Consider the following 12,974-nt stretch of genomic DNA (forward strand, 5'->3'; position numbering starts at 1 on the left):
CCAATGAAGACCCAGATTTTGCTAGTAGATGATCATGAAATGATTCGGGACGCCATCAAATTTTATTTTGCAGATGATCCCGATTATGAAATCAACTATGAAGCCTCGAATGGCCTGGAAGCTCTGGAAATTCTCGCAACCGAAAAAGTAGACCTGGTACTTACAGATATCAACATGCCGGAGATGGATGGAATCGAATTAATGAAAAGTATTCGTAAAAATCATTCTCACCTGTATGTGATGGTGCTTTCGATGTTCAATGAGGCCAGCTATATTAATAAGATGATCAGTTTGGGCGCGAATGGGTACATTCTCAAAAACACCGGAAAGAATGAGATGAAAATGGCTTTTGATAAAATCATGCAAGGTCAGGATTACTATACCCAGGAAGTTTATAAAACCATTGTGGATAGCATCGCTCAGAAAGAAACAAAACAAAGGCTAACGCTTGAGACTCCTCTCACTGATCGGGAAAAGGAAATACTGGTTATGATCGCCAACGAACATAGCAATAAGGAAATCGCTGATAAGCTCTACATAAGCGTTCGGACTGTCGAATCCCACAAAAGAAACCTGCTGGAAAAAACGGGGTGTAAAAACGTGGCCGGTCTGGTAATGTACGCTGTAGAACGTGGGATCATATGATTAACGATACGTTTTATGCGTGAAACACGCAAAACGTTAGGTAAAACCCTGAAATTTTAAATTGCGCAATACCCTCTCATATCTGATTGGTCTATGATTCAACTTTGAATTAAGAACCAATTAATTACCAGATATGAAAACCCTATTCCTCGCCTTAGCTGTGGCATTGCTCAGCTTCACATCCGCTTTCGCACAATCTCCAACCGTTTCCACTTACCTTGAACAAACCAAAATGGGCGCCAAGCTAGGTTATACTGTTGGGGTAACATTTAAGAATCAGTATCAGCTTGGTGGTTTCTACCAAAAGGACATCAGTAATGGTGACGGCGCAGAAAATGTGCCCCGCCATTTGATTTACGAACAAGAATTTTACGGCGTGTACTTCTCTGCGCCATTGAAATCAGGCGAAAAGTTCGGACTTAGCACTCAGGTAAGAACTGGTGTTACTAACGGTGAAAACTTTACCATCACTCCTTCACTTCTAGGGTCTTATCGCCCTGTTAAATTTATTAGTCTCAATGCCGGTCTGGGGATAAGAGCTTTCCGGCCTACCGCAATCGCAGGAATCTCACTACGACTTTCTGCCCTTTAATGCCTATACTTATTTACCACCTTTAACATTAGAACCATGACAGCTTTAAGAAAACCAGCAAGATTAGACAGTCCAATGAGTGTAATCCATAAATCACCGTTATTAGACAAAAAACTTAACATCAGTTTTAGACCGAACCTAAACGTCCTTGTCGTAAAAGGATGGTCTGTTAAGAAAGAATATGCTTCACTGTACGAAAAACTCCTTGAGCAAATTCGTGAGCATTTGAAAACAGAGAATAGTTTAACCGTTTATTTAAGTTATGACCTGTTCAATTCCTCTACTGCCAAATTTGTTTTCAATCTGATCAAGGTATTTAACAAAGCTCACGCCAAAGACGCGAGGGTAAAAATTGAATGGATCGTAGAGGAAGAAAACGATGAATTATTCGAATCAGGTTTCGATTTTAAAGAATTCTGTGAATTCTCCTTCCTTATCGGATTCAGGTAATCCGATTAAATCACCTGAAATTTTACGAAGAATCTAAAAAGTCCGAAGCCGGAACCTAATCTTTGCTAGTTTTGTATTTGAATTGGTTCTGGGGCCGACCGGAATCGACAGGAAGTGTAGTTGATATGCTTGCATGTCAGGTGGCGAGTGTACACCTGTGATCAATTCGCTCAAATCATAATTGGCGAATCTAATTACGCCATGGCAGCCTAATTTCGAAGTTTAGTAGAAATTAATTAGGGTTGAACCCCATCGGTTCCCCCTGCCACATTCCTCCAAGCCTCTGTCCCGTAGGCTGGATCAAGGAGTGTCGACTCTCGGGACTAGTGCTGGTGAGGCTACTAAGCCAGTGCGAAACTCCAGTGGCTGGCAGAAAGAGTAGGCTGTTGCTTGCCGGCTCCTCTGTGAGATTCAAGAAGTAACTAAACATGTAGACGGTATATTGTCTCCTTTGCTGGACGAGGGTTCGAATCCCTCCGGCTCCACAAAAAAGCCTTAGGATAATGCTAAGGCTTTTTTTATGGCACCTCCGGAGGACCAGTATTGCCCACTTAAAGCTTTCTTAAAAGAAATTTTTTCGGCTTTAAAAAATGAATTTGGTTCTAAAAACCTCCTTTATTATAAAAATTGACTTGTCGGATTGTTGGAGGCATCTTTATTTCAATGGCCATTCACATTGGCCAGAATTCTGAATGTCAAATTATACTAAAGGGTGCCCCGAAGGACACCCTTGCCTAAAACCCATATAGGCTAAATAACACGCCCTTTTATGATGCGTTAGTTGTACTCTTAAGGAACTTTGTAGAATAATTCTACATCATCAAACCCAGTCCAGCCGTCACCTCCGTCGGTAGAGTCACCTTTCAATTCGATTCCTATCTTCGCTCCAACTGAAGCTCCAGTTGCAGTGGTTGATAATTCCAGTGTATTCCATTCGGAAGCAGTGAGATCAAAGGTTTGCGAAGCAAGCTCATTTCTGGTGCCATCACCAGAATCATAGTACAATGCAATAGTCAACTTAGAACCATTCCATATGTCGAAACCGTCTACTGATAGCTTGAAAAGCTCACCATCAACAATGGTATGATCTGTAAGATTCCATGTTGATGTGTCTTTGCTGTAGGAATATCCCGAATAATCATTATTGTCCGCGCTCATCCACCAGGCCTCAGCCTCTACTCCCGAATCAGAAGCTTCAATATCACTGCTCCAACCTGGAACGTTTGTCCAATTCGTATATTTTTGGTCTCCCGGGCTTGCAAAATCCCCATTTGTAACTTCAATAACCTTGAAAGGCTTTGTTGCAGTGACCGTTTGCACAGTGTCAAAAGGTGTTGTTCCATCATCCCCAATAATGGTCAACTTCACATCGTAATCACCCTCACTGGAGTAGGTGTGAATTGGGTCTCTCTCTACAGATGTCTCCCCATCACCAAAGTCCCACTCATATCCTTTTGCGTACACCGCATCAGATACAGTAAATATTAAGACATTGGTATTTGGACCATCGGTAGTATAGGTGAATGTTCCCGATGGGTCAATTTGCTTGCTCTTGAGCTTTTCAAAACCTTCTTCTTCACAAGAAGAAATAAATGCCAGCGCCATCAACGACAGTACATAGGCTATTGCTTTGTTTCTCATATTTTTCATAATTTCTTATTTTGTTAGTTAATGTCATCAAATAGGAAAACCATAATTCCTTTATTGTATGTCGTCTGAACTTATTTTCAAGACTGATTGCGTCAATCCATCAGATTGAGCAACAAGTGTGATATCGCCAGCCGTTCTGGTGCTTCTAATCACTACCAGTGCTCTCCCCTTCCAAGCCCTTTTGCTTGTTCCAACATAAGGCTCCACACTTTTTAAATTGGCGTTAGCAACTCCAACAATTGTAGCTGGTCCTTCTAATTGAAAATTCAGATCATGATCCGCATTGGAATTGATGCGTCCATTCTCATCTGTAATTTCAACTGACACAAACAACAAGTCCTGACCATCAGCTTTGATAGATGTTCTATCAGGGTTTAATTGAATTTTAGATGCCTGGCCAGCAGTATTGAGGGTATATGTTTCAATCTCACGACCGTCTTCAACACCTACAGCTTTTAGTTCACCAGAATTATACCTGACATCAAATAAAGCCTTGAATTCCTCATCCATTGTTGTAGGTTTTTCACCTATCAATTGATCATTCAGATAAAGTCGCACGGTAGGGTATTTGGAAATGACCTCAACAGTAATCACCTGGTCCTCATAACCCGGCCAATTCCAACTTTCCCATGTCGGCCATACGGCCCATTCGGTTAATCGAATTTTGCCGTCTTTTGGATTTGGTTCACGCACGGCCATATAAAGTTTCTCATCGTCATTATATAGCATATTGCGATAATGAGAGATAGGCTTGCGCCAACCAATAATATCAATATCTCCACAATAAGCTCCATGCCATGGCCAGAAATCACCTTCCCAGTGTTCTCCATGAACTTCGCCCGGGTAATAATAACGACCTATGCTTGATTCGCCCAAATAATCAAGTGCAGTCCATACGAAGTCACCAATTATATAGCTCTTGGTGTTTACTTTGTTCCAAACAGGAAAAGCATTGATAGGGTAAGATTCGGTTTGGACCATAATTCTGGATGGGACCCTTTCGTGATCGAAATCAGAGTATTTCAACAATTGATAGTTGTACCCTCCAATATCGTGAACTGAAAAAAGAGAATCGAATCGAACCCATCCCTGTCCCCAGGTTGTCATGGCCGATGTTACTGGTCTCGTTGGATCGATTTCACGGACCCTTGATGCTAACATGTCTCCGGTTTTTATGGCTTGATCCTCAGTCCTCTCAATCACCTCATTACCCGTACTCCACATAATGATGGATGGATGATTTCGGTCTCTCAATACCATAGCATCAAGATCCTTCTGCCACCATTCATCAAAATACAAGGAATAATCGAATGGAACCTTTTGCGTTCTCCAGCCATCAAAGGCTTCGTCAATTACTAAAAGACCTAAGCGATCACAAGCTTCCAAAAAAGCTTCCGAGGGAGGGTTATGTGAAGTTCTAACAGCGTTAAATCCACCTGATTTTAGTAATTCAACTCTCCTTTCCTCCGCTCTGTCAAATGCTGCAGCACCAAGACATCCATTATCATGGTGAACACATCCACCATTTAGCAAAACTGTCTCGCCATTCAGTTGAAACCCTTGCTCGGTACTAAAAGCAATTGATCTTATCCCAAATTGCTCATCATAAGTATCCAGCTTTGATTTCCCATTTGTAATGGAAATTGATGCCTGATATAAATTCGGGATTTCAGGAGACCAAAGTTTTGGATCATCGACCAAAATTTCTTGTAAAATCTTTGATTCCGAGTTTGCTCCAATAGTAACCTTAGAACCTTTAGAACGAATAATCTCTCCTTTAAAAACAATATCAGAAGTTACTGTTATCTTTTGTTGTTTTTCGCTTTCATTTTTAACAAGAGTTTCAATAACCACTTTTGCTTTCTCTGTACTCACCTCTGGTGTTGTAATAGACACACCCCAATGATCAACATGGACATCATTGGTCGCGATCAGCCAAACATGTCTATAGATACCGGAACCACTATACCATCTGCAGTTGTTTTGTTGTGAATTATCCACCTTTACTGCAACCACATTTTGTTCACCGAACTTCAAATACCCTGAAAGGTCATAGAAGAAAGATGAATAACCATATGGATATACACCTAGAGATTTTCCATTTATGAAGACCTCAGAATTCATATAAACGCCCTCAAAGTAAATCCCTACTTTTTTGGTCTTCCAGTCTGATGGTATATTAATCGATTTTCGATACCATCCAATCCCGGAAGGAAAGTAGCCCCCTGCGACAGAGGTTGGATTGTCATGTTCGGGCGGTCCCTCAATACTCCAATCATGAGGCAAATCGAGTTTACGCCATTTTTCATCAGAAAACGACACTTGTTCTGCTCCGGGGTTTTCCCCTAGACTAAACCTCCAATCAAAATCAATTGATTGTTTCCGCACATCACTTTTAAGAGACTGAGCTATCAAGTTCCCCTGTAGCACGAAAATGCATACGGAGAACATCACAAAAACATATCTATTCATGGTTTGCTCAATAAAAATTTCTGTTGAATTAATCAATTTGAGAAGAAAAAGGCAGCCAAATGATACTTCCCACAGGAATTCAAATGACTACGCCTTTAATCACTCAGCAGCGGTTTTTAATAACCCGGATTTTGAATTAACAAGTCATTACGCTGAAGCTCATCTGTAAGAATCGGAAGGAAATACGATTTGTTCGTTTTATCATCCCAGCCCCTTTCTTGCACGTTATCAATTACTTCATAAGTTGGCACGCCTCCACCAGTCGGGTATCTAATATCAACACCCTGGGCATTCGTGGTTGCATCAGATGCAATCATCCATCTTCTGATGTCGAAATATCTATGCTGTTCATAGCAAAGTTCAATTCTTCTTTCATTTCTATAGCGCTCAATCAAATCCTGACCAGATTCTCCCGCAGGAACATCCGGCATTCCTGCTCGAGCTCGAATCATATTGATATATTGCTTAGCCTCACTTTCCTGACCTAATTCAATGCATGCCTCCGCGTAATTGAGGATAACTTCAGCGTATCGCATTTGACGCCAAGGGTATGTTTGCATATTGGTTGCAGTGTGGTCTATTGCCGGGTCAATGAATTTACGGGTATAATAACCTGTGTAGGTTCCATTCCAATCCTGAACAGGTCCCTGCCGAGTATCCAGACCAGGAAGATATGTGCCATCTGCTTGCTCATAATATCCTGTCTGTACTAAGCCATCAGGATCGAGCGGTCTGGTGGAGTTTGGTCTCTCTTTCCAATAAGCACCATCATACAACACATTAGCATAGAAACGAGGATCCCTGTTTTCGTATGGAGCAGCTGCGTGTGCAGCATCAGACCAATCGAATTTTGAACCGTCGCTCATTTCATAATCGTCAACCAGTTGACCGAGTGGCACATTACCACCCCATGTCTCCCATCCATTAGGCCCATTAAACAATCCTACATTTGGGTTATCCCAATTTTGAGTATTGTTTGCGTGATCAAAGAAGCTCAACCAAATATCCTCTTCGTTACCAAAATTTAAAAAGATGTTTTTATAGTTTTCAATTGCTTGATCAGTACTGCCCGGATTCGTGCCTCCATACAATTCATAAACACCTAAATCAATAACTGCTTTGGCTGCATCCTTAGCTGCTTGCCATCTTGCCTGTCTATCGCCTCCTATATAGCTCACCAACTCAGGATTTGAATAACCGTTAGCCCATGATGCCTCTGAATTAAATAGATCACTCGCAGCATATAATAAGACTCTGGATTTCAAAGTCAATGCAGCTCCTCTGGTTGCTCTCGCTTTGTCTCCGTCCAATGGTAACAAAGGGGCCGCTGCGTCGCAATCAGCAACTATGAAATTAATTGTTTCCTCGAACGTATTTCTAGGACTCTTCATCTCATCTGTAAGTGAGAATGGCTTATCAATAACTGGTACGCCTCCGTGAAAGCTCATTAACCTATAATAAAAATTTGCTCTAAGGAAATGTACCTCACCTTTCAATTTATCAATTTCATCCCCCTCAATACCCGAGGCTTCTATATTTTCAAAAAATAGATTACAATACCTAATATTCTTATACAGACTATTCCATGTTAGGTTGTAATAATCCCCGGTCCAGTGTGTAGGATCTAGGACAGCGAGATAACTGCTACTAATTTCACTCTTTAGCACAGGTTGTGTTTCCCACCACCATACGTCCATTGACTCGTCACTTAGTGATGAAAGCATCTCTGTTTGGAAAGCATGATGCTGGCCAAGATATATGTTATTAACAAATGACGTAATGAGTGCAGGGTCTTCCCATGTAGCTCCACTCGAAAACTTGTCGTTTGGTGTAACATTCAAGAAATCATCGTTACATCCTGAAATAAACAGAATGAACAGAATAAGATATATTTTATTTAGTTGTTCCATGATTTTCAGGTTAGAAGGTTAGACTCATACCAAAATTAACAGCCTTATTTAGCGGATAATTATACCCTGCATACTGGCCTTGTACATTTTCCGGATCAAAATCTGTCATATCCGGGCTATATGTAGCGAGGTTGAAACCATTGACATATACCCGACAATTTTCAACGCCAATTCTGCCAGACAAAGAATTTGGTATTGTATAACCCAATTCAACATTTTTAAGTCGTACGTAATCTGTCTTATGCAACCAGTAGGTATTCGGGCGATTCACCCAGTACTCCCCAGTTCGATTATAAGTTCTTGGGTGTTCAGTACTTGGGTTTTCTTCTGTCCAGCGGTTATCATAGAAGCTTTTTAGGAAATTACCAAAATCACCGGATTCAGTTCCCTGATAAAATACTCCTCCAAAAGCTCCTTGAAATAATACTGTTACATCAAACCCTTTGTATTTCAAATTAAAATTCGCACCGCCAGTAAATATTGGAGTTCTGCTTTTGTTATATCGAACCATATCATTGGCATCGATTACTCCATCACCGTTATAATCGTTAAAGATGATATCTCCCGCTTGTGCTCCTTCAAGATGCGGATAATAATCAAGATCTGCCTGATTCTGGAAAATACCTATTGCCTGATAGTATAGTCCAGCATCTAATGGCCTCCCGGTAATTCGACTATATTCGGGCGCTCCAGGGTTTTCATCCCAGAAAAGTACTTTATTTTTTGCATGTACTCCATTCAGACTAACCGAGTAGAAAAGCTCATTCTTCTGTTTTCTATACTGAATATTGAAGTCAAAACCTTTATTCTCAAATGCCCCAATATTTTCATCAGGAAGCAATAACCCAGCAGTATTTGGTACTGATGCCCTTCTTGGGATCAAAATATTTTTTCTTTCATTGTAGAAGTAGTCTGCGGTAATGGCGATTTCTCCATCAAGAAACTCTAAATCTATTCCGATATCCTTCTGCGTAGAAGACTCCCAGGTGACAAGATCATTGGCAATAACCCCTTCTATAAGTGCCTTATTGGCTTCTGATCCACCACCGGTAATAAATGACAGATTGCCAAATTGATAGGGTGACAGGAATTGGTATGGCTCGATCAGATCATTACCAGTTTGACCCCATGACGCACGGATTTTCGCGAAGTTTACAACTCCTCTTAGCCCTTGCCAAAAATTCTCCTCGGAGATTATGTAACCGAGAGATACTCCAGGAAAAAATCCATATCTACTTGATTCCTCAAAAATGTAGGATGCCTGATACCTCCATAGAAATTCAGCCAGGTACTTTTCTTTATAAGAATAATTAACTCGACCAAAATAATTCAATCGTGTTTCTTCGTAAGCCGATCCTCCGTTATTGATATCTTCTTGCCCTCCTGCAAACAATTGATCCAATGTGGTCGAAACATAATGGCGTCTAAAAGCCCAGAAGTCATCACCACCTCCGACTATTTTCTCAACTCCAGCCATCAATTTAAGATTATGAGCGTCAGCAAAGTTCCTTTCATAATTTACTACTGACCGTGTCAATAGATTGTGTTTATCAATCATTGACTCATATAATCTCGGATCATCCAAGCCTTGAGAAGATCCCACAAGAAGTGGGTTATTATTAGCATCTAAACTGACTTTATCCCAAGAATATACCGTCCAAGGAGTGCTCCAGTTCTTGATGAAATTAAAACCCTTATCAACAGATGCTGTGAGACCAAGAGATAGACCTTCTACCCATGGAACATCAACATTAAGTCTAAAGTCTGAATTTAGAGTATACCACTTATCTCTAGAATATCCGGTTTGATCAGTCACTAAAACAACTGGATTATCCCCACCTTCCATTCCTGGGCCTGGTAGTCCATTTGGCCAATAGGCTGGAATAGTTGGCTTTGAACGCATAAGCTTATTAAATATTTCTCCTGCTCCTCTTTGGGGGAAATTTCGATCTTCGAATCTTCCGTAAAGATTGGTCACCAGTTCAATGTATTCGTTAATCTTAAAATTGAAGTTGGATCGCAAGTCATATTGATTAAAGTAAGTGGCACTGTTTCTATAAAATCCATCTTGCGTCTTTATAGATGAGCTTACAAAATAATTGAGCTTTTCTGATCCACCATCGATTGAAACGTTTCCGTAGATTTGTGGCGACCAGGGTTTTAATGTTTCCTCAAAGTAATTGCTGTTAGGATAACTCCATGGGTCAGATCCATCTCTGAACTTCTGTATTTCATCCTCCGAATATCTAGGACTTCCCCCCGCATAAACATCTATTTCATTAAGCAATGTTGCGTATTCAGCAGAATTAGTCATTTTAGGCATAATGGTAGGAGCTGTAATTCCATAGTTATACATTACGTTAACTGTAGGCTCACCGGTCGTTCCTTTTTTAGTAGTAATCAGAATAACCCCATTAGCCGCTTGAGCTCCATAAATAGCCGCAGATGCGTCTTTCAAAACTGAAATTGATTCGATCGTATTTGGATTTATTCTTTCCAGCGATCTACCAGGAACCCCATCAACTACTATCAGCGGAGATGTATTTCCCAAAGTATTTACACCACGAATGAGAATTGTAGCCCCGTCATAACCAGGCTCTCCTCCATTAGAAATAGCTACAACTCCTGGTAAACGTCCAGCTAATCCTTGACTCACATTTGTTACCGGGATATTTTCTAATTCCTTTCCTTTTACACTAGTCACGGATCCTGTTAGTGTTTCTTTCTTTTGAACACCATAACCTACCACTACAACTTCTTCCAGTTGCTCTGAATCCACCTTTAAAGAAATTTCAAAAAAGGACTGACCATTCGTCGCAATTTCCCGTGTTTGGTACCCCACGAAAGTGACAACAATAACAGCACCTTCTTTGACACTCAAATTAAAATTTCCTTCAACATCGGTAATTGTTCCATTCATTGTTCCTTTTTCAATTACCGTAGCACCTGGAAGAGGCTCACCATTTTCATCGGTAATCGTTCCTGACACGGACTCTTGAACAGTCAACTCTTCTTTAACATTAGGAAGCAAGTCGTCCTCAACAGGAATTAGGGCAATTGTCTCATTGATCCTACTGATTGAGAGACGCCCCTCCATAGATATCCTGTTTAAGAGATCCAGAAAGTTCCATTTACCTGATGTTATACTTATATTCTTATTCTTAACATCATTTTTTGAATAGGCAAACTTAAAATCACTGGTGGACTCTATTTGACCAATTATATCAGGTACAGGAATGTCGGCCTGATCAAACCTCAACTCAATCACAATCTCATGGAGATGTTTGCGTTGAGCGGAAGATTCATTTGCCATTGCCATGATAATGGACTGACAAACGACAATCGCATACACAGTCAATTTAGACATGCGAACTATAATTTTATATAAATTTACATTCATAGGGTTTTGGTTAGAACTGAAACTTTATTTTAGAGGATCGGAAGCTTCGCCAAAAGTCCTTTCGATCCTCTTTTCTTTTCTTAAATGTTGTTAGGGGTTTCTATTCATAGATTCTCACATTTGGTTGGTTAATGTCATATTTAAGCTTATATACCTTAGATACACTTTCTAATACCTCCTTAAGAGTAGGGTTTGAAAATGTTGCCGTGAACGTCTTACTAGGCTGAATGTTATTTTCAAGCGTAATCGTAATGCCGTACCATCTCTCCATTTTTTCGATAACCTGATAAAGCGTTTGGTCTTTTAACACCATCTTTCTGTCTATCCAGCCAAACACCACCTCATTCTCAACTGAACCAATGGCAGAAATTGTTCCTTCGCTATCAATGTTTACCATCTGATCAAGAGATAACTCTTTAGATAAATTCGAATTTGAGCTTACGCTAACCTTTCCTGTTTTTACCGCCACATGACTATTTGATTCATTCGGATAAGCCTTTACATTGAAGGAAGTACCTAGTACCTGAACCGAAAAACCAGAAGTCTTGATTACGAACGGCTTTGATTCATCTCTTTGGACCTCAAAAAAGGCCTCTCCGATTAGCTCAATTTCTCTTGTCTTACCTTCAAACCGATCAGGCACTATGAGCCTTGAATCGGCATTGAGCTTTACAGTGGTACCATCAGGCAGTTTAGTAGTAATGATCTGACCCGGTAAAGTTGCTTTTTCAACATAGCTCACCATCTCTTCCGGTTCGGTCGTTCTTTCAGAGATTTCATAAAAACTAAAAAACGAGATCAGTAGCAAGGCTATGGATGCCGCTATTTTCATGATCATACCCAATGGCCTGAAATGCGACCGCCCAAATTCAGGTTCAATGTCCAGCATGTTAATCTCTTCAAGAATTCGCTTTTCAACTTCATCTTTCTGCACTGAAACATCTTCGCGATAGTTCTTCCAATAAACCTCCAGTTTGTTCAGCAAATCCTTATTACCGGGACTTTCCAACCATTTAGCAAGTTGATACTGCTCCTCAAGGCTTAGATCGCCTATTAAATATTTAGCAATTAAGTTGTCCAATTCTTTTCTCTAAAATTTAATTATTAGAACTTCTATTAAAGGATACTAATCACCCGGAATTGAGCCACAGATTTATAATTTTTTTTTATTTTTAATTGATTTTCACTTGAAAAAGTAACTCAAACTCAAAAAAATAGTCGATTCATTGAGAATATTACACTCAGGATACTAACTATCCTATACCAGAAAAAGAACAAGAAGTAAAGTCATGGCCGTGTTTGAAAAGGCCTCAAATGAATCCTGATCATATTCATCTTGAATAGCCCTCCTTATCGATTGAATAGCCCGACCCATTTGGGTACTCACAGTGGAAGTAGAAATACCCAGCTCCTGAGATATCTCCTTGTAAGATTTGTGCTGATTCTTGACCAAATCAAATATTAAGCGACACTGATCCGGTAATTTATCAATCGTAGTTTCAATTAAACGCAAAAGTTCATTGCCTAGAAGAACCTCCTCAGGACCGACTCTTTCAATCTGATTAATAAAGTGTTCATTCTCTCGCTCACCATTCCTAGCCGTTTCTTTATAATGCATTTTTATGCACTCATTCTTTACTGAAACCAATAGATAAGCCTTTAAATTTCTCACCCTTTCAAGTTCCTCTCGGGACTTCCAGAGGTTTACAAATACTTCAGACACAATGTCCTTGGCTAACTCTTCTGATTTACATATGGCCCTCGCATACAAAAACAAATCTTGGAAATTATCATTGTAAATCTTTCTAAACCTTAATTCGAGACTTTGCACTTCTTTAAATTCTTCGAAGGAACA

At 40.1% G+C, this 12,974-nt stretch carries 9 protein-coding genes and 1 other RNA gene; 4 read left to right on the forward strand and 6 right to left on the reverse strand.

Annotated elements, in window-relative coordinates:
• The first annotated feature begins 3 nt into the window (after positions 1-3).
• The 4 genes from NXR94_RS14000 to ssrA all read left to right on the forward strand — a co-directional run bounded on the left by NXR94_RS14000 (position 4) and on the right by ssrA (position 2,175).
• Positions 4-645: a response regulator gene (locus NXR94_RS14000; protein WP_258105282.1), complete on the forward strand. Its 642-nt coding sequence runs from the start codon at positions 4-6 to the stop codon at positions 643-645.
• Positions 646-778: 133 nt separating this feature from the next.
• On the forward strand, positions 779-1,237 hold the full coding sequence (locus tag NXR94_RS14005; protein ID WP_258105284.1) for a hypothetical protein: 459 nt from the start codon (positions 779-781) through the stop codon (positions 1,235-1,237).
• Between the two features lie 36 nt (positions 1,238-1,273).
• Complete coding sequence (locus NXR94_RS14010) at positions 1,274-1,687, forward strand: DUF1987 domain-containing protein (protein ID WP_258105285.1); 414 nt, start codon at positions 1,274-1,276, stop codon at positions 1,685-1,687.
• Between the two features lie 90 nt (positions 1,688-1,777).
• Positions 1,778-2,175: a transfer-messenger RNA gene (gene ssrA / locus NXR94_RS14015) on the forward strand.
• Positions 2,176-2,476: 301 nt separating this feature from the next.
• Here ssrA and NXR94_RS14020 read toward each other — a convergent pair.
• The 6 genes from NXR94_RS14020 to NXR94_RS14045 form a co-directional block, all read right to left on the reverse strand.
• Positions 2,477-3,328 (reverse strand): PKD domain-containing protein, encoded by an 852-nt coding sequence (locus NXR94_RS14020; protein ID WP_258105286.1) that lies wholly within the window; start codon positions 3,326-3,328, stop codon positions 2,477-2,479.
• Between the two features lie 60 nt (positions 3,329-3,388).
• Positions 3,389-5,809: a sugar-binding domain-containing protein gene (locus NXR94_RS14025; protein WP_258105287.1), complete on the reverse strand. Its 2,421-nt coding sequence runs from the start codon at positions 5,807-5,809 to the stop codon at positions 3,389-3,391.
• A gap of 116 nt (positions 5,810-5,925) precedes the next feature.
• Entirely contained in the window at positions 5,926-7,719 is a 1,794-nt protein-coding gene (locus tag NXR94_RS14030) for a RagB/SusD family nutrient uptake outer membrane protein (RefSeq protein ID WP_258105288.1), read from the reverse strand.
• 10 nt (positions 7,720-7,729) lie between these two features.
• On the reverse strand, positions 7,730-11,086 hold the full coding sequence (locus tag NXR94_RS14035; RefSeq protein WP_258105289.1) for a TonB-dependent receptor: 3,357 nt from the start codon (positions 11,084-11,086) through the stop codon (positions 7,730-7,732).
• Positions 11,087-11,219: 133 nt separating this feature from the next.
• Positions 11,220-12,200, reverse strand: coding sequence for a FecR family protein (locus NXR94_RS14040; protein WP_258105290.1), 981 nt, complete (start codon positions 12,198-12,200; stop codon positions 11,220-11,222).
• A gap of 177 nt (positions 12,201-12,377) precedes the next feature.
• Entirely contained in the window at positions 12,378-12,950 is a 573-nt protein-coding gene (locus NXR94_RS14045; protein WP_258105291.1) for an RNA polymerase sigma-70 factor, read from the reverse strand.
• Positions 12,951-12,974: the final 24 nt, after the last annotated feature.

The sequence above is a fragment of the Marinoscillum sp. MHG1-6 genome (assembly GCF_024714475.1).
Classification (GTDB): domain Bacteria; phylum Bacteroidota; class Bacteroidia; order Cytophagales; family Cyclobacteriaceae; genus JAMZMI01.